General features: G+C 73.0%; 18 protein-coding genes. 8 read left to right on the top strand and 10 right to left on the bottom strand.

Annotation, left to right across the window (positions count from 1 at the left end; all coding sequences use genetic code 11):
- Positions 1-222: 222 nt before the first annotated feature.
- On the bottom strand, positions 223-768 hold the full coding sequence (locus ACWAT2_RS15635) for a hypothetical protein (protein WP_402376872.1): 546 nt from the start codon (positions 766-768) through the stop codon (positions 223-225).
- Positions 769-906: 138 nt separating this feature from the next.
- On the opposite strand from ACWAT2_RS15635, the gene ACWAT2_RS15640 reads away from it, so the two are divergent.
- From ACWAT2_RS15640 to ACWAT2_RS15650, 3 genes are all read left to right on the top strand, one after another.
- Entirely contained in the window at positions 907-2,700 is a 1,794-nt protein-coding gene (locus ACWAT2_RS15640; RefSeq protein ID WP_402376875.1) for a glycoside hydrolase family 35 protein, read from the top strand.
- A 176-nt stretch (positions 2,701-2,876) separates the two neighbouring features.
- Positions 2,877-3,173 carry a type II toxin-antitoxin system VapB family antitoxin gene (locus tag ACWAT2_RS15645; protein ID WP_402376877.1) on the top strand — a complete coding sequence of 99 codons (297 nt, stop codon included), beginning with the start codon at positions 2,877-2,879 and terminating at the stop codon, positions 3,171-3,173.
- Positions 3,174-3,210: 37 nt separating this feature from the next.
- Positions 3,211-3,867 carry a LytR C-terminal domain-containing protein gene (locus ACWAT2_RS15650; protein ID WP_402376880.1) on the top strand — a complete coding sequence of 219 codons (657 nt, stop codon included), beginning with the start codon at positions 3,211-3,213 and terminating at the stop codon, positions 3,865-3,867.
- Between the two features lie 6 nt (positions 3,868-3,873).
- On the opposite strand, the gene ACWAT2_RS15655 is transcribed toward ACWAT2_RS15650, so the two are convergent.
- The 3 genes from ACWAT2_RS15655 to ACWAT2_RS15665 form a co-directional block, all read right to left on the bottom strand.
- On the bottom strand, positions 3,874-5,184 hold the full coding sequence (locus tag ACWAT2_RS15655; RefSeq protein ID WP_402376883.1) for a glycosyl hydrolase: 1,311 nt from the start codon (positions 5,182-5,184) through the stop codon (positions 3,874-3,876).
- Positions 5,185-5,553: 369 nt separating this feature from the next.
- Complete coding sequence (locus ACWAT2_RS15660) at positions 5,554-6,477, bottom strand: LLM class F420-dependent oxidoreductase (RefSeq protein WP_402376885.1); 924 nt, start codon at positions 6,475-6,477, stop codon at positions 5,554-5,556.
- Between the two features lie 57 nt (positions 6,478-6,534).
- Complete coding sequence (locus ACWAT2_RS15665; protein ID WP_402376887.1) at positions 6,535-7,155, bottom strand: mycothiol-dependent nitroreductase Rv2466c family protein; 621 nt, start codon at positions 7,153-7,155, stop codon at positions 6,535-6,537.
- Between the two features lie 64 nt (positions 7,156-7,219).
- On the opposite strand from ACWAT2_RS15665, the gene ACWAT2_RS15670 reads away from it, so the two are divergent.
- Complete coding sequence (locus ACWAT2_RS15670) at positions 7,220-7,447, top strand: hypothetical protein (RefSeq protein WP_402376890.1); 228 nt, start codon at positions 7,220-7,222, stop codon at positions 7,445-7,447.
- Positions 7,448-7,472: 25 nt separating this feature from the next.
- On the opposite strand, the gene ACWAT2_RS15675 is transcribed toward ACWAT2_RS15670, so the two are convergent.
- From ACWAT2_RS15675 to ACWAT2_RS15685, 3 genes are read right to left on the bottom strand one after another with little or no spacing between them, the layout of a single operon-like run.
- The gene (locus tag ACWAT2_RS15675) at positions 7,473-8,057 is read right to left on the bottom strand and encodes an ECF transporter S component (RefSeq protein WP_402376892.1); all 585 of its coding nucleotides are present in this window, start codon (positions 8,055-8,057) and stop codon (positions 7,473-7,475) included.
- A gap of 23 nt (positions 8,058-8,080) precedes the next feature.
- Entirely contained in the window at positions 8,081-8,857 is a 777-nt protein-coding gene (locus ACWAT2_RS15680; RefSeq protein WP_402376894.1) for an energy-coupling factor transporter transmembrane component T family protein, read from the bottom strand.
- Complete coding sequence (locus ACWAT2_RS15685; protein WP_402376897.1) at positions 8,854-10,620, bottom strand: ABC transporter ATP-binding protein; 1,767 nt, start codon at positions 10,618-10,620, stop codon at positions 8,854-8,856. Before ACWAT2_RS15685 ends, ACWAT2_RS15680 begins: the two co-directional genes overlap by 4 nt.
- 168 nt (positions 10,621-10,788) lie before the next feature.
- On the opposite strand from ACWAT2_RS15685, the gene ACWAT2_RS15690 reads away from it, so the two are divergent.
- The gene (locus ACWAT2_RS15690; RefSeq protein WP_402376899.1) at positions 10,789-11,562 is read left to right on the top strand and encodes a TetR/AcrR family transcriptional regulator; all 774 of its coding nucleotides are present in this window, start codon (positions 10,789-10,791) and stop codon (positions 11,560-11,562) included.
- 8 nt (positions 11,563-11,570) lie between these two features.
- Positions 11,571-12,260 (top strand): nicotinamide riboside transporter PnuC, encoded by a 690-nt coding sequence (gene pnuC / locus ACWAT2_RS15695; RefSeq protein WP_402376902.1) that lies wholly within the window; start codon positions 11,571-11,573, stop codon positions 12,258-12,260.
- A 21-nt stretch (positions 12,261-12,281) separates the two neighbouring features.
- Here the strand turns inward: pnuC and ACWAT2_RS15700 are convergent, their stop codons facing one another.
- Positions 12,282-13,547 carry an ABC transporter substrate-binding protein gene (locus tag ACWAT2_RS15700; protein WP_402376905.1) on the bottom strand — a complete coding sequence of 422 codons (1,266 nt, stop codon included), beginning with the start codon at positions 13,545-13,547 and terminating at the stop codon, positions 12,282-12,284.
- Between the two features lie 298 nt (positions 13,548-13,845).
- On the opposite strand from ACWAT2_RS15700, the gene ACWAT2_RS15705 reads away from it, so the two are divergent.
- Together ACWAT2_RS15705 and ACWAT2_RS15710 are read left to right on the top strand one after the other, a co-directional pair.
- Positions 13,846-14,442 (top strand): DUF2238 domain-containing protein, encoded by a 597-nt coding sequence (locus ACWAT2_RS15705; RefSeq protein ID WP_402376908.1) that lies wholly within the window; start codon positions 13,846-13,848, stop codon positions 14,440-14,442.
- Positions 14,439-14,969 (top strand): glycosyltransferase family A protein, encoded by a 531-nt coding sequence (locus tag ACWAT2_RS15710; RefSeq protein ID WP_402376911.1) that lies wholly within the window; start codon positions 14,439-14,441, stop codon positions 14,967-14,969. Before ACWAT2_RS15705 ends, ACWAT2_RS15710 begins: the two co-directional genes overlap by 4 nt.
- Here the strand turns inward: ACWAT2_RS15710 and ACWAT2_RS15715 are convergent.
- The gene (locus ACWAT2_RS15715) at positions 14,944-16,197 is read right to left on the bottom strand and encodes an acyl-CoA dehydrogenase family protein (protein ID WP_402376914.1); all 1,254 of its coding nucleotides are present in this window, start codon (positions 16,195-16,197) and stop codon (positions 14,944-14,946) included. The two genes, ACWAT2_RS15710 and ACWAT2_RS15715, sit on opposite strands and share 26 nt — an antisense overlap.
- A 113-nt stretch (positions 16,198-16,310) precedes the next feature.
- Positions 16,311-17,651: an Nramp family divalent metal transporter gene (locus ACWAT2_RS15720; protein ID WP_402376916.1), complete on the bottom strand. Its 1,341-nt coding sequence runs from the start codon at positions 17,649-17,651 to the stop codon at positions 16,311-16,313.
- Positions 17,652-17,745 lie beyond the last annotated feature (94 nt).

Genomic DNA, 17,745 nt, shown 5'->3' on the forward strand with positions numbered 1-17,745 from the left:
CCTAGCGGCCTATGGCGCACGCTTGGAAAGCGTGTTGGGTTCACGCCCTCGGGGGTTCGAATCCCCCATCCTCCGCCAGCCTCACGGGCAGAACGCCGGGCGGCTCCGCAAGGGGCCCCCGGCGTTCGGCGTCTCACCGCCGGGTCCCGGCCCGGCTCGGCCGACGAGCGGTTCCGGCTCGTCGACCACGCGGTCACCCCGGCCGGCGTCGCGTGACCGCCGTCACCCCTCGACGACGAGCACCTCGTCCTGCGATCCCTCGGCGCACGCGGCAGGAATCCCGTCCACGACCTCCAGCGGAACCGGCACGGCAGCGAGCTCGACGTCCTCACCCACCTGCACGGTGCCCAGCCCCGGTGTGGTCACGGAGGGCCGGGCGTCACGCAGCACGAACTCCGCGTCGTCGGCGAAGACGAGGAGCTGCGGCGGCGCGTCGGCCTCCATCGCCAGGCAGCCCCCGGGGCCGCTGATGAGCATGCCCGAGTAGTCCTGCGCGCCGCCGTCGGGCACCTCGGTCGCCAGCAGGCCGATGGGCCCCTCCCCCTCGGCCTCGACGACCAGCAGGTCGCCACCGGTCGCACCCTCCGTGGACCCGGGCGTCGAGCTCTCGCCGTCGGCAGACGGCGTGGCGCCCTCGGGTTCTGTCGCGGTCGCGTCGGGCGCGGCGCCTCCCTGGTCGCCTCCGGCGTCGTCGTCCGTACAGCCGGCCAGGGCAGCGACCGCCACCACGCCGGCGAGCACCATGCCGTGCACACGAGCTCGTGCCACGATCCGTACCTCCAGGCTCCGAAGTGTCGTCGGCCGCGCCGATCGGTCGCGGCCGGGACCAATATGGCATGCCCCGTCGCCGCGCCTCCGTGCTCGTCCACGGGACGTCGTCGTCGACCGATGTGCTTGGATCGGTTCATGCCCCGCTTCGAGATCGGTGACGACGACTTCCTGCTCGACGGCCGGCGCCTCCAGATCGTCAGCGGTGCCCTGCACTACTTCCGCGTCCACCCCGACCAGTGGGCGGACAGGATCCGCAAGGCCCGGCTCATGGGCCTGAACACGATCGAGACGTACGTCGCCTGGAACGTCCACTCCCCCGACCGCGGCACCTTCCGCACCGACGGCCCCCGGGACCTCGGCCGGTTCCTCGACCTGGTCGCCGCCGAGGGGATGCACGCCATCGTCCGGCCCGGCCCGTACATCTGCGCCGAGTGGACCGGTGGCGGCCTCCCGGCCTGGTTGTTCACCGACCCGGGCGTGGGCGTGCGCCGCGCCGAGCCGCGTTTTCTCGCCGCGATCGAGGAGTACTACGCGGCCGTGGCCCGGATCGTCGCCCCGCGGCAGGTCACCGCGGGCGGTCCGGTGCTCATGGTGCAGGTCGAGAACGAGTACGGCGCCTACGGCGACGCCCCGCCGGACGAGCGGCAGCTCTACCTGCGCGCCCTCGCCACGATGCTGCGCGACCACGGCATCGACGTCCCGCTGTTCACCAGCGACCAGGCGAACGACGAGCACCTGGCCCGCGGCGGCCTGCCCGAGCTGCTGCGGACCGCCAACTTCGGCTCCCGCACGCCCGAACGCCTCGCCACCCTGCGCCGCCACCAGCCGACCGGCCCGCTGATGTGCATGGAGTTCTGGAACGGCTGGTTCGACTCCTGGGGCCTGCACCACCACGTCACCGCGCCGGGGACCACGGCCGACGACCTCGACGACCTGCTCTGCGCGGGCGCGTCCGTCAACCTCTACATGTTCCACGGCGGCACCAACTTCGGGTTCACCGCCGGCGCCAACGACAAGGGCACCTACCGCCCGATCACGACGTCCTACGACTACGACGCCCCGCTCGCCGAGCACGGGGCCGCGACCGCGAAGTTCCGCGCCCTGCGCGACGTGATCGCCCGCCACCGCCCGGTCCCCGACGAGGTGCCGGCGGAGGCGCCGTCCGCCCCGGAGCTCACCGTCACGATGGGCCGCCGCGTCCGGCTGGACGACGTCGTCGACGCCCTCGGCGAGACGCACCACGTCGACCACCCGCCCACGCACGACGACGTCGCCGCCTGGGACGGGTTCGTCCGCTATCGCACGCGGATCGCTCCCGACGACGCCGTCCTGGTGGTCGACGACGTCCGGGACCGCGCGCTCGTCGCCCTCGACGGCGAGCCGGTCGGGCTGCTGGACCGCACCACGCACGCCACCGCCGTCGCCCTGCCTGCCCGCGCCGGCGAGCTGACGCTGCTCGTCGAGGACCAGGGCCGCGTCAGCTACGGCCCGCGCATCGGCGAGCCGAAGGGCCTCGTCGGCACGGTGCGCACCGCCGTGCGGGAGGTCACCGGCTGGGACGCGACCCCGCTCCGGTTCGCCGACGACGGCGGAGCGTTGCGCCGGGAGGTCACGGACGCGTTGCGTGCAGCGCCGCCCGTGGGCTCGGACCTGCCTCTCGCCGGGCCGGTCCTGACGCTCGGGACGTTCGCGAGCACCGCGGGTGCCGACCACTTCCTGAGCCTCGACGGCTGGACCAAGGGCGTGGTGTGGGTCAACAGGTTCTGCCTCGGCCGCTTCTGGAGCGCGGGGCCGACACGGACGCTCTACGTCCCGGGTCCGCTGGTTCGGGCCACGGACAACGAGGTCGTGGTGCTCGAGCTGCACGGTGCGCACCACCGCACGGTGCGGATGGTCGCCGGACCCGGTCTCGGCCGGTCCGAGGAGTGAGCACCCCGCACCCTTCACCCTGTGACGGGCATCACGGCATCTCGGCCGTTGCCCGAGCAGACATCGACCGGACGCGAGACCGAACCAGGCGAATTGGCTCGATCGTGACGATATCGTGACGAACCATTGCCTCCGTCTCGGTGACCGCGTCGCCCTCCGCCTCTACGATGGCAGCCATGATCTTCAAATCCGTGGGCGATGGGCGTCCGTACCCCGACCACGGCCGCGAGAGCACCAACGACTGGTCGGACGTCCCACCGCGCCAGGTCCGGCTGGACGAGCTCGTGACGACCAAGCGCACGCTCGATCTCGACGCCCTGCTCGCCGACGACTCCACGTTCTTCGGCGACCTCTTCGCTCACGTGGTCGAGTACCGGGGAACCCTGTACCTCGAGGACGGGTTGCACCGTGCCGTCCGGGCCGCGCTCCAGCAGCGGCCGATCCTGCACGCCCGCGTCCTCGCCGTCGGATGATCGCTCCCGTTCCCGGAATCTCAGGTAGTTTCTTCGCGTGACGTCACCAGCCCAGGACCCGGCGAGGGTCGCCCGTCGTCGGCGCAAGCACGAGCGCCAGGCGGTGGTCTTCGGGCTCATCATCGCCTTCCTCGTGATCCTCGGCCTCGGTGCGCTCGCCGTCTACACCGAGACCATCGACGCGCCGTTCGCGGAGCCGATCTACACCCCGAGCGCCCAGTCGACGAGTATCGCCCCGGCCTGCCTGCCCACCGACGAGGACTCTCCCGAGGGCGTCCTGCCGACGGCGTACGACAAGGTCCGCGTGCGGATCTTCAACGCCGCCGACGACCGGTTCGCGCTCGCCGGCGCCGCCGACGACGTCCTGTCCGACCGCGGCTTCGACGTGCGCGACACCGGCGACTTCCCGAGGCTGATCGACGGGCCGTCCGAGATCCGCTACGGCGCCGAGGGCATCGTGCAGGCCTACACGCTGGCGGCACAGTTCGAGGACGTCGAGCTGGTGATGGACGACCGCGGCGGCAAGTTCGTCGACCTCCTGATCGGCGTCGGCTGGACCGAGCCGGTGCCGCCCGAGGAGGTCACCCTCTCCGCCGACGAGCCGCTCACGAACCTGCCGGGCTGCGTCCCCGCCGAGGAGCTCGAACCGGTCGAGCGTGAGTACGGCCGCGGCCGCGGCCCCGACGAGGCCTGATCCCCGTCACGCTGCGCGCACGAGCAGCCAGGCGAGCAGCCTGGACCGCGTCGACCCGTCGTCGATGCGCTCGTCCGGCAGCTCCCGGGCGACGTCCAGCGCCGCCGCCGCGTCCTGCGTGCCCAGCAGCGCGGCGTACATCAGGAGCTGGTCACCGAACATGACGTCCCACGTCGCCGGGTCCGCCCAGAAGTCGTCGGTGCCCAGCGCCTCGGCGAGGTTCTCCCGCACCCGGGCCGGGTCTTCGCCGAGGTAGACCGAGACCTCGGTGACCGGCAGCACCACGATGCCGAGCGCCGCGCTCGGCTCGGCCGAGAACCAGGTGGCCCGCTCACGTTTGCCGTCCCACACGAGCGACGTCACCGACGCCTCGAGCCCTGCCGTCGCCGGGTCCGCGGTGTCGAAGTCCGTCCAGTAGGCGCGCGCCGACGCCGCCTCGAGCGAGAGCATCCAGCGTGCTTGCTCACGCATCCCGCCGTCGTCCAGCCCGGCCGCCGCGCGCGCCGCGGCCCAGAGCGACAGGCCGTGCCACGCCGCGACCGCCTCGGAGGCCGACTCCTGGTTGTTCCCGTCAGCGAAGGGAGACGGTCCCGAGGCCCACGAGTGCCCCATGACGACGTCCAGCACCCGCAGGCCGGGCAGGGGCGCACCGTCGCCCACCGGCACGTCGGCGCCCGCCGCCACGTCGGCCGCGAGCAGGTCGAGCACCGGCGCCAGGTCCGCGGCCAGCTCGCCGTCGTCCGCGGAGACAACCCCCGCCGCGTACAAGAAGTAGCCGGAGTGGAAGTGATGATCGTTGCCCTCCTCCGAGCCGAACGCGGTCGCCTGCCCGACGACGGTGCGCAGGTCCGGCTCCCAGGTGAAGCAGCGCTCGGGCCGGTTCACACAGCCGTCCGCCTCCGTCCAGGTGCGCAGGTCCGCCACGACGCTCTCGCGCAGGTCCATCTGCACCCGCGGGGCGTACGGGCCGGCCAGCACGGCACCCTGCGCCCGCACAGCGGGCAGCCCGTACGCGAACCCGGACGCGGTGAGCCCGACGGCGAGCGGCAGCGGGAACACCGGCTGCGGCGCGTCGCCGAACACCAGACCGGAGAACCACCGGTTGGTCGGGGGTGCCAGACCGTCCGCGAGCCGCATCGGTACGTCGCCGCGGTCCACCGTCGGCAGCAGGGTGGGATCCACGTCCGGTGGCGCGGCGCTCGTCACCCCCGTGCCCGACGACGGCGCCGCGGCCGGGGCGGACGTCGTCGTGCAGCCGGCGACCAGGCTCGCCACCACGCAGGCCGCGACGACGAGCGCGGCTCCCCGGCGCGTCACAGCCCGATCCTCTGCAGGAACCGCTGGAAGGCGAGGTCGACGCCCGCCCACGGGCCGTCGTCGTGCAGCTCGACGCTCGCGACGACGGGCGTGCCGGGCTGCACCAGGTCGGCGCCCGCGCGCTGCGCGAGCGTGGTGCTGTCGACGACGACCTCACAAGTTAGGCCAGTGCCGACGTCCTGTCACGGGGTGAAGCGCTCGCCGCGCAGATCTACACCAACCGGAAATCGCGCCGTTCGCTCCCCGCAACGCGCCGTTCTCATTCCGTCCCGCTCCCCTTTCCGTTGTGGGCGCGATTCTTGGCCCGTTTTGTACCTTTTGGGGGCTTCTTTGGCCCAGGAATCGCGCCCACAACGGCTGCCGGGTCGGTCAGAGCTGGGGTGCGACCTCCCGGGCGATGAGGTCCAGGTGGTCCAGGTCCTGCTGGTCCAGCACCTGCAGATACACCCGCTCGACGCCCTGGTCACGCAACGACGCGAGCCGGTCCACCGCCTCGCTCACCGTCCCCGCGATGCCGTGCTCGCGCAGCTCGGCCGGCTCACGACCGATGGCCGCGGCACGCCGGGAGAACTCCGCCTCGTCGGCGCCCACCGCCAGCACCAGCGCGACCGACTGCGTCAGAGACTCCGGCGTGCGACCGGCCGCCGACAGCGCCTCGTTGATCACGCCGATGCGCGGTCCGATCGCGTCGAGCTCCGGGAACGCCTGGTTGTACTCGGAGGCGAAGCGGGCGGCGAGCGCCGGCGTCCGCCGCGGGCCACCACCACCGATGATCACCGGGATCTGCTCCTGCGTCGGCTTGGGCAACGCCGGAGAGTCGCTCAGCGTGTAGTGCCTGCCGCTGAAGTCGTACGTCTCGCCGACGGGCGTGCCCCACAACCCGGTGAGGATCTCCAGCTGCTCGGTGAGCATCCCGAACCGCTTGTCCGGGAACGGGATGCCGTAGGCGGCGTGCTCGGCGGCGAACCATCCGGTCCCCAGCCCCAGCTCCACCCGGCCACCGGACATCTGGTCGACCTGGGCGACCTGGATCGCGAGGACGCCGGGGTGGCGGAACGTCGCGGAGGACACCAGCGTCCCCAGCCGCACCGTCGTCGTCTCCCGGGCGATCCCCGCGAGCGTGGTCCAGGAGTCGGTGGGTCCCGGGAGCCCGTCACCGCCCATCGCGAGGTAGTGGTCCGAACGGAAGAACGCGCTGAACCCCAGCTTCTCGGTGGCCCGGGCGACGGCGAGCTGGGTGTCGTACGAGGCCCCCTGCTGGGGCTCGGTGAAGATGCGCAGGTCGAGGGTCACGGTGCTCCTGGAGGGTGGTTCGGCGATGGTGCTTGTGGTGCGGTGGTCGCTCGCGGCTCAGTCGTGGACCGGGCTCTCGGTGCGCGTCCGCTTGAGCTCGAAGAAGTGCGGGTTGGCGGCCAGCGTGACGGCGGCGTCGAACAGCTCCACGGCATCTTGTCCGCGCGGCACGCGCGTGAGGACCGGGCCGAAGAACGCGACGCCGTTGACGTGGAACGTCGGCGTGCCGACCTCGTCGCCGACCGGGTCCATGCCCGTGCGGTGGCTGGTCGCGAGCGCGTCGTCATAGGCGTCCGACGTCGCGGCGTCGGCGAGCTCGGCCGGCAGGCCGGCCGCGGCGAGGGCTTCGGCGATGACCGTGTCGAAGTCCGTTCCGCCCTGGTCGTGCCAGCGCGTACCGAACTCCGTGTAGTAGCGGCTGAAGGCCTCGTCACCGTGCTCGACCCGCACCGCGGCGGCGACGCGCCCCTGTCCCTGGCCGGCCATGACGCGCTCACGATAGGACTCGGGGATGTCCTTGTCCTTGTTCAGGAGGTACAGGCTCATCTGCTTGAACGTGAGGTCGACGTCGCGGTGCTTCGCGACCTCGAGCGCCCAGCGGGACGTCACCCAGGCGAACGGGCAGGTCGGGTCGATGTAGACGTCGACGACGGGAGGGGTGGTGTCGGTGGAAGTCACGTCCAGCACAGTACTCCGGGACGCGAATCGGTTCGAGGCCGCCCGGTCCGGTTACGCTCGGGACGTGCTCCAGACTCTGCGCGACATCCGCTGGGCGAGCATCCTGACCGTCCTGGTCGCCGGAGCCTTCACCCTGGTCACCCTCGTGGCCGCGCTGCGCGGGCGGGTGTGGGCATGGGTCCCGTTCACGCTCTCGGCTGCGATCCTCGTGCGCGAGCTCCGCTACCTGCAGCGTGCCAGACGGCGGCCCGCCGGTTTCGACGAGCCGGACCGTCGCGCGGGACGCAGCTAAGGGTGCTACCTCGGCGAGCGCCGCACTACCTCGCGCCGTCGCGCATTACCTCGGCGCGCGCTGCACCACCTCGCGCCGGGGCGAGACCGCGGGCCACGCCCGCCGTCGCCAACCGCCCTGCGAGGAACAGCCCGAACCACGTGCACGCCAGGAAGCTGCCCAGCATCAGCGTCACGAACGTCACCAGGACAGCCGGCGCCATCGCGCCCATGTCGAACGCCACCCATCCCGAGGCGACGTACGCCGCACCGAACACCAGCGCGTCCACGAAGAACAGCCAGGGCCGCCAGACGCGGTAGCGGGTCACCAGGAACGCCAGCTCGACGGCGGCGCCCGCCATCAGGCACGTGACGACCGAGTAGACGCCCACCGGGGAGGCGGACGACACGACGCCCGCCACGAACATGGTCAGGATCCCCGCGCCCGGCCGTCGCAGCAGCGCCATGGCGAGCACCGGCCCGATGATCCACAGCCCCACCATCGGCGCGTAGGCCATGGGTGCCGCGGCCGCGAGCGGCGCGCTCACGAAGTTGGCCGGGACGAGCAGCACCCCCATGGCGGCGCCGATGGCGGCGCACGTCATGAGGTAGCGGGTGGTGACGGACTTCATGAAGGCCTCCGAGGCGGGACGGGTCAGGCGAGGGTGACGGTCGCGGCCAGGACGACGCACGCCGCGCCCCCGGCCCAGAACGACAGGAGCAGGACGACGTCGCGCGCCCCGAACGGGACGGCGGTGCGCTCGGTGCGGGTCGGGTGGGCGCCGAACCCCCGGGCGTCCATCGCGAGCGACACCCGTTCGGCGTGCCGGATCCCGCCGGCGAGCAGGGGCACGACGTATCCGGCCTGTCGGCGCACGGCCACCACCGGCCCGCGGCCGGGCGCGACGCCCCGGACACGGTGAGCCCCACGGATCACCTCGAGCTCGTGACCGAACCGGGGCACGAACCGCAGCGCCGCGAGCGCCGCGTACCCGACGCGGTAAGGCAGGTGGAGCTGCTGGGTCAGCGCCCGCACGAGCTCGGCGCCCGACGTTGTCAGGCCGCCGAGCAGCACGAGCATCATCAGCGCCACCGTCCGCACCGCGGTGGCGAGTCCGACGGCCAGGGCGCCGGACCGCACCTCGAACGTCCCGACGGTTGCGAGCAGCGCCGTGCCCTCGACGAGCGCCGGGTCGGTGAGCAGGCCGAACGAGAACGTCATGACAGCGCACAGCACCACCGCTCCCCCGGCGATCGCGGCGAGCACCCGCGGGCGCAGCCGACCCATGCCGGCGAGCACCGCGAAGGCACCGAGCGCGACCAGCGCCGGCGTGAGGACGTCGCGAGTGGTCACGACGTAGACCATGACGGGGACGGGGCCGAGCACCTTGACGAGCGGGTTGTACGAGCGCAGGTCTCCCAGGCCGGTCATGCGTCCACCTCCGCGAGACGCGCCGCGGGCAGGTCGGCCAACCGGGTCACGGCCCGCCACGCCGGGTCGCGCAGGGCTCGGGTGGCGCGCGCGAGCGGCGGCGTCCGCAGCCCGGCGGCGGCCAGCACCGCGTCGTCACCGAGCACGACGGCGGGGCTCCCGTCCGCGACGACGCGCCCGTCGGCCAGCACCACGACGCGCGTGGCGTGCTCGGCGACGAGCTGCATGTCGTGGCTGACCACCACCACGGTGGTGCCGTCGTCGTGCAGAGCCGTCAGCAGGTCGAGGAGCTCGACGGCGCGCTCGCGGTCCTGGCCGTACGTGGGTTCGTCGAGGACGAGCACGTCGGGCCGGCACACTATCGCCGTGCCGACGGACAGCCGGCGCTTCTGCCCGCCGGAGAGCCAGAACGGGTGGCGGTCGCGCAGGTCGCCGAGGCCGAAGCGGTCCAGGACGTCGTCCACGCGGGCCGCGATCTCGCCGTCGGGCACGCCGCGCACCCGTAGCCCGTGGGCGAGCTCGTCGTCGACACGGCCGGTGACGAACTGGTGCTCGGGGTTCTGGAAGACGAAGCCGACGGCGGCGGTGAGGTCGCGGACGTCCGCCCGCCAGGGGTCGAGCCCGCCGACGCGCACGGAGCCGGCGACGGCGCGGCGGCGGGGCCGCAGGACGCCCGCGACGATCTGGGCCAGCGTCGTCTTGCCGGCGCCGTTGGCACCGACCAGCGCGAGCAGGTCGCCGCGCGCGACGTCGAGGCTGACGTCGTCGAGCACGGTCCGGCCGCCACGGCGGAGCGTGAGGTGGTCGACGCTGATGACGGCGTCGCGGGCGTCCGGCGGCCGGTCCGGCGGCGGCCGGTCCGGCTCGCCGACCACCGGCGCCGGGAGGGTGACGGCGTCGAGGGCGGCGGTGAGCTCGGCCGGGGTGAGCGGCAGCGGGTCGATCGGCACGCCCGCCGCGCGCAGCCGCAGGGCGGCGATCGTCGTGGTGGGCAGCCAGACGCCCAGCTCGGCGAGCAGCTCGGCCCGGTCAGCGAGGACCTCGCGCACGGGGCCGGTGGTGGCGACGCGCCCGGCGGCGTCGAGCACCACGACGCGGTCGGCGGCGTCGACGGCGGCGTCGAGGTCGTGCTCGACGAGCAGCACGCCCCTCTCGCCCGCGGCCGTCACCGACCGCAGCGTGGCGTAGAACTGCTCGACGCCGTCGGGGTCGAGGTTGGCGGTGGGCTCGTCGAGCACGAGCAACCGGGCGCCCACGGCGAGGGCGCAGGCCAGCGCGAGGCGTTGGCGCCCGCCGCCGGACAGCAGCGCCGGGTCGTCCTCGCGGCGCTCCCACAGGCCGACCTGCCGCAGGGCGTCCTCCGCGCGGGCGAGCACCTCCGCGGGCGGCAGGCACAGGTTCTCGGGGGCGAAGCAGACCTCGTCGAGCACCGAGCCGGTGACCACCTGGGCGTCGGGGTCCTGGAAGACCATCGCGACGTCGGCGGCGAGCAGCGGCGGGCGCGTCTGGGCGACGTCGTGGCCGCCCGCGGCGACCTCGCCGGTGACGTCGGCGGCGACCGCGTGCGGGACGAGCCCGTTGGTGGCGAGCGCCAGGGTGGACTTGCCGCAGCCCGACGGCCCGAGGAGCAGCACGACCTCGCCGGGTCGCACGGCGAGGTCGACGCCGTCCGGGGCCGGTGCGCCGAGCCGGTGGCCGCCGTCGTCGAGCGGCAGGTGGTGCCGCACGCGCAGGCCACGCAGCTCCAGCAGGGGGGAGGTCACCTGGTCAGGATAGGCAAACCTCACCCCTCCTGGCGAGGGTCGGTGACCCCCCTCACATCTGAGCGGCACTTCGCGCTCTGTCCGGCACCTCGAAGTGCCGGGCAGAAGACGAAGTGTCGGACGGACGCCGCGCGCGACGCGGTCACGTCCGGGAGTAGCCTCCTGCACATGACTGCCGTTCGGACGCACACGCACGCCCAGGCCGTCGACGCCGCCATCGACCTGTTCTCCCGCCAGGGGTTCGAACAGACGACGGTCGAGGAGATCGCCGACGCCGCGCAGGTCAGCCGCGCCACCTTCTTCCGCCGCTTCCGTTCCAAGGAGGACGTGATCTTCGCCGATCACGAGCTCCTCCTCGAGGAGGTGGTGGTCATGCTCGCCGCCACGCGGCCCGAGGCCCGCGAGACCGACGACGCCGGTGGCCGCGAGACCGCCTGGAACCCCGCCGTCGACCCCTACCTGGAGGTGTGCCGGGCCGCGCGGCTCGTGTTCGACCACCACGTGGGCCAGCGCGAGACGTCCCTCGCCCGCCACCGCCTGCTGCAGCAGGTGACCGCGCTGCGCGACCGCGAGCTCGTCACCACGCACCGCTACGAGCGCGCGTTCACCGCCTACCTGCGCGACACGCTGCCCCCGGACCGGTCGAGCACCACCATGTCGATCGCGTTCGCGGCCTCCGTCGTCGCGGTCCACAACGCGGTGCTGCGCCGCTGGCTGCGCAACCCCTACCTCGACCTGCGCCCCGACCTGGAGGAGGCGTTCGCCGAGCTGCGTCGCGCGGCCTGGGCACCCGGGGCCGACGGCGGCACCCCGGCCGACCCTGCGGGCACGGCCGCGCCCGGGGCCGCCGTCCCCACGAACCGTCGCGTCGTGGTGGCCGTCCTGGACCAGGACGCCGACGCCGACGACATCGCGCGGGCCGTGCGCGACGTCCTGGCCTGAGGAGCGAGATGATCGACTGGCTCTTCAGCGCCACGTTCAGCGTCGGCGCCGAGCAGGTCCTGTGGCGCGAGGTGATCGGCAACGCGTTCGGGCTCGCGTCGGCGCTGGGCGGGATGCGTCGCAAGGTCTGGGCGTGGCCGGTCGGCATCGTCGGGAACCTGCTGCTGTTCACCGTGTTCCTCGGGTCCCTGTTCGGGGACGCGGACCGCGTGGACATGCTGGGCCAGGCGGGGCGGCAGATCATGTTCATCGCCGTGTCCGTCTACGGGTGGATGCGGTGGCGCGAGACGCGCCGTCAGGACCTGGAGGTGCGCGCCGACGGCAAGATCCCGGCGTCGGGCGCGGAGGGTGTGCACCCGCGATGGGCCACCTGGTGGCAGCGGCTCGGCCTGGTGGCGGCGCTGGTCGGCGGCACGCTCCTGCTCACGCCGCTGTTCCGGGCGCTCGGGTCCTACGAGCCCGTGTGGGCGGACGCCTGGATCTTCATGGGCTCGCTGCTGGCGACGTACGGCATGGCCCGCGGCTGGGTCGAGTTCTGGCTGATCTGGGTGGCGGTCGACGTCGTCGGGGTGCCGTTGCTGTGGAGCGCCGGCTACTACGCGACGTCGTTCATGTACATCTTCTACGGGGCGTTCACGCTCGTCGGGTTCTTCGTCTGGTGGCGGGTGCACCGCCGCGAGCAGGCGGCCGCCGGCTGAGGCCGCCTGCTCTGCGGGCGGTCAGAGGGTGGCGTTCATCGCCTTGGCGAACCCGCGCGGGGTCAGCTCGCCGGTGAACACCCGGTGCAGGTTGTCCAGGAGCGGCCCGGCCTGGTCGGACGGGATCGCCTGGTCCCAGGAGAGCTGGAAGTGCGGCGCCGAGGCGACCATGTCGTAGACGTACTCCAGGTACTCGGCGTCGTCCCGCTGGGCGAGATGCTTGCCGAGGTTTCGGACCGGCGGGACGGTCCGCACGACGAGGAACCGTTCGACGGCGACGTCGGAGTACACCTGCTCGTTGAGGAAGTCGATCGCGGCCTGCTGCTCCTCCGGTGTCGCCGCGGACGAGACGGACCAGAAGTTGGCCGGGTTGCCGACCACGTTGTCCGGGTCGCCGGCGCCGTCCTCGACCGCGGGGAAGGGTGCGAACCCGAGCCCGTCGTTGGCGACCAGCGCCGGCGCGGCGGTGACGAAGTCCGGGTAGACCCAGGCGCCCTGGAGCACGAACGCGGCGGTCCCGTTCGCGACGAGACCCACGTCGCCGGACTCGTCGGCGACCGTCTCGGTGAAGTACTCCCCGAACGCGCCGGCGTCGACGAGCTCGCCGATCTTCTCCAGCGCCTCCAGGATCGCGGGGTCGGACCAGGCGTCGGGCTCGCCGTCGACCACGCGCTGGAAGACCTCGGGCCCGCCGATGCGGTCGGTGAGGTACTGGATGTACATGAGCTCCGGCCACCGGCTGCCGCCGGCCAGCGCGATGGGGATCACGCCGGCGTCCTGGAGCACGGGCACCGCGTCGAGCAGGTCGTCGAACGTCTCGGGCGGCTCCAGCCCGGCGGCGTCCAGCACCTCGGCGTTGTAGTACAGGACGACGGGCTGGGTCTGGTTGTTCGGCACGGCGTACGTGCGCCCGTCGACCTCGCCGTTCGCGGCGACGGCGGGCAGCACCCGTTCCTGGACGGGGCCGACGGCGTCGCTGAGGTCGACGACGGCTCCGTCCGCGACCATCCGGTCGAGGTCGCCGCCGGCCCAGCCGAAGATGAGGGTCGGGGGTTCACCGGCGCCGAGCGCCTCCTGGATGCGAGCCTTGTACTCGTCGTTCTCCATCCAGGTGACCGCGATCTCGTCGCCGGGGTGGCCGCTGTCCCACTGCTCGAAGGTCTTCTCGAGGACCACGTCGCTGCCTCCGGAGAGCGCCCAGGCGGTCGGTCCGTGGGCGGGTGCGGTCTCGGGCCCTGTCGCCACCTCCTGCGGGCTCTCGGCACAGGCGACGAGCAGCAGGCTCACGCCCCCCACTCCCGCCAAGACCTGCCCGAACCGTCGCCTCATCGCTTGCCCCCTCCACGCCGTCGTCTGGGTCGTCACCCGGTCTTGACGGTGTAAACCGTTTTCGATCCGGGCTGGTGCACATTACGTCAGAATCCGCGACCATCGTCAAGATCCTCGTGAGTTTCGATATCTGGCGAGACCTTGTTTCAATAATCAGTCGAATACCGGCCGCGAAATCCTTTCGACGCGAGAGGTCCGTGCCCACCGCGCCCGACCTCGGCAGGTGGGCCGACGACTACCTCCCTACCCTGAGCCTGTGATCTCGACACCCGGTACCTCGCGCCTCGCCGCGGCCTGGCCCGCCGAGCCCGGACGCGCCCGACGGGGGATCGTCGTCGGCGACCTCCTGCGCGTGTCCGCGCTGGTCAGCGTGGTGGTGACCGGCATCTGGTTCGGCTGGCCGGCCGTCGCGCTCTTCCTCCTCGTGCTCGGCGGCACGATGCTCCCCCGCGCCGCCGGGACACGTCCCGCGCTGGACGTCACCTATTGCGCGTCGCTGCTCGCCGCCGCATGGTGCGCGCAGCTCGGCGTCTACGAGCGCGTGGACCGGCTCGACCTCGTGGTGCACGCCGCGACGACCGGCGCGATCGCCGCCGTCGCCCACCACGTTTTCACCCGCGCAGGCCTGGTCGCACCGAGCCGGCACGCGCGCGCCTCGGCAGCACTGACGACCGTCGGGCTGGGCTCGCTCGTCGCCGTCGTCTGGGAGCTCCTCGAGTGGGTCGGCCACACGTTCGTCGACGACAGCATCTTCGTGACGTACACCGACACCCTCGGCGACCTCGCCGCAGGCCTCGTGGGCAGCGTGCTGGCGGCCGCGCTCGTGGCTCGCGGCGCCCGGGCCGAGACATGAGCCCCGCCGCCGCCCGACCGACCGTGTCGGTCGTGGTGCCCGCCCGCGACGACGCCGACGAGCTCGACCGGTGCCTCGCACTCCTGGCCGCCCAGTCGGTGGCGCCGCTGGAGGTCGTGGTCGTGGACAACGCCTCGCGGGACGCGACGGCGGAGGTCGCCCGCCGGTGGGGCGCCGTCGTCGTCCCCGAACCCCGCCTGGGCATCCCCGCCGCGGCGGCCGCCGGGTACGACGCCGCGCGAGGTGACGTGATCGCCCGCCTGGACGCGGACTCCCGGCCCGGCCCGCACTGGGTGCGCTCCGTCGTCGACTCGATGACCACGGACCCCGCCCCCGACGCGGTGACCGGCCGGCCCGGACTCCGACGCCCGACGACGAAGCGCCGCCCCGGATCTTTCGGGACGGCGCTCGCCGCAGGTGCACCGCCTCGCCGGCTGGTGGACGGCGGCGGTGATGCACACGACCGGCGTCGACCCACGCCGGGAGCTGGTCGGGGACGTCTCAGGCGAAGGAGGAGATGCCCGTGATGTCGCGGCCGACGATCAGCGCGTTCATCGACTCGGTGCCCTCGTAGGTGTGCAGGGCCTCGATGTCGGCGAAGTGCCGCGCGACGCGGTTCGCGAGCAGGATGCCGTTGCCCCCGAGCATGTCGCGGGCGACCGACGCCACCTCGCGCGCGCCCCGGGTGCAGGTGTACTTGGCCAGCGACGCCTGCTCGCCGGTGAGCTCGCCGGCGTCGGCGAGCTCGGTGAGCCGGCCGACCAGGAGCTGCATCTGCGTGATGGTGGAGAGCATGCGGGTGAGGCGCTCCTGCACCATCTGCTTGGCGGCGAGCGGCTTGCCGAACTGCACGCGCTGCTTCGAGTACTGCACGGCCGCCTCGTAGCAGGCGATCGCCTGCCCGACGGCGGACCATGCCACGGCGAGGCGGGTCGCGAAGAGGACGGCGGCAGTCGCCTTGAACGAGGTGGCGCCGGGCAGGGCCGCGCTGGCCGGGACGAACACGTCGTCGAGCTCGATGTGCGCCTGCCAGATCGCGCGCAGCGCCATCTTGCCCTCGATCGTGGTGCCGGTGTACCCGGGGGCGTCCTGCGGCACGATGAAGCCGTGCACCTGACCGTCGCGGTCGCCGGCGTCCGGGTCGTCGAGGCGGGCCCAGACCACGGTGATGTCGCCGCAGGAGCCGAACCCGATCCACTTCTTCTCGCCGTCGATCACGTAGCCCTCGACGCCGTCGCGCACGGCGGGCCGCGCCGTCGTCTCCAGGGAGACCGAGTCGGAGCCGTGGGTGGGCTCGGTGAGCGCGAACGCGCCGAGCACCTCGCCGCGCGCCATGGGCTCGGCGTACTGCTCGATCTGCTCGGGCGAGCCGTGCATGACGATGGAGCGCAGGGCGAGACCGCCCTGGACGCCGCAGATGGTGGCGACCGAGCCGTCCCCGCGAGACATCTCCATGCTGGCCAGGCCCTCGGCCATGAAGGAGACCTTCGGGCGGCCGGGCACGTCGACGCCGTCGCGCAGGAAGTCGTGCTCGGCGAGCTTGGTGACCAGGTCGAAGGGGACCTCGGCCCGCTCCCAGTAGCCGTCGATGACGGGCAGCACCTCGTCCTGCACGAACTGCCGCACGGCGAGCTGGTGCTCGCGCTCAGCCGGAGCGACGTCGGCGAACGCGGCCGCGTAGTCGAGGTCCAGGGGCTGGGAGACGTCGTACTCGGGCGCGGTGACGCCGGGCAGGACGGGGGCGGTGCGGGGCATGCGCGTCTCACTTTCCACGGGGGCGACCGCGCCGCCGCAGAGGCTGGTGACGACGGCGTCGGTCTCCCATCATAGTGCGACGCGACGGAGTCTCAGTCAAGCGATACGGCGTATCAGTTTGCGATCGTCAGCCAGAGCAGCGTCACGTTGAGCCCCACGATCACCGCCGCCACCGCCCAGGCGACCACCTGCATCGGCCGCCCGTTGCGGAACTCGCCCAGCAGCCCCGCGTCCCGCGTGACCCGCACCAGCGGGATCATCGCGAACGGGATGCCGAAGCTCAGCACCACCTGGCTGAGCACCAGCAGGTAGGTGGGCGAGATGTCGGTGGCCAGCAGCAGCAGCGCCGGGACCAGCGTCACCAGGCGCCGCGTCAGCAGCGGCACCCGTACCCGCAGCAGGCCCGCCATGATCTCCGAGCCCGCGTACGCGCCGACCGCCGTGGACGCCAGCCCCGAGGTCAGCAGCCCGACGCCGAACAGCACCGCGACCAGCGGTCCCAGCGAGTCCGAGATCGCCGCGTACGCCCCCTCGATGGTGTCCGTGCCCGTGCGGCCCGGCAGGTTGGCCGCGGCGAGCAGCAGCATCGCGATGTTGACCCCGCCCGCGATGATCAGCGCCGCGACCACGTCCCAGCGCGTCGCGCGCAGCAGGCGGCGCACGGCCGAAGGGTCCGACGGCGCCGCACCGGCCGCCGTCGCCACGTCCGACGGCGTCGCCCCGGCTATCGCGGCCCGCCGTGCCGCGTCGTGACGCACCCGGTCGCGGGCCAGCGAGCTGTGCAGGTAGATGGCGTGCGGCATGACGGTGGCACCGAGCATCGACGCGGCGAGGAGCACCGAGTCCGTCCCCTCGAAGCGGGGCACCAGGCCGCCCAGGACGGCCCCGGCGTCCGGCGGGGCCGCGAGCAGGCCCGCGCAGAAGCCGACGGTGATGACGCCCAGCATGGTCAGCAGCACCGTCTCGAAGATGCGCTGGCCCCGGCGCTGCTGGACCGCGAGGACCACCATCGACACCGCACCGGTGATGAGCCCGCCGACCACGAGCGGGACGCCGAACAGCAGGTTCAGCGCGATTGCCCCGCCGATCACCTCGGCCAGGTCCGTGGCCATGGCGACCCCCTCGGCCTGGAGCCAGTAGGCGATCCGGCCGCGGCGGGACATCCGGTCGGCGAGCACCTCGGGCAGTGACCGGCCGGTGACGACGCCCAGCTTGGCCGACAGGTACTGCACGAGCACCGCCATCGCGTTGGCCATGACGAGCACCCACACCAGCAGGTAGCCGAACTCGGCGCCCGCCGTAAGGTTCGCGGCCACGTTGCCGGGGTCCACGTAGGCGATCGCGGCCACGAAGGCCGGGCCGAGCAGCGCCAGCGCGCGCAGGCGGCGCAGGCCGCGCTCGGGTGGTGCGGTACGGGTGCTCACAGGGCTCCTTCGGCGACGACGGCCAGGCATGGTTTCGGGTAACCGAAACCATAGACGCTGCAGGACGCATCCGAAACCCGTCAGATCCCGCGCCGGTCCGTGCCGGTCTGGCACGATGTGCCCC

It is taken from the genome of Isoptericola sp. GX10416 (assembly GCF_056590155.1).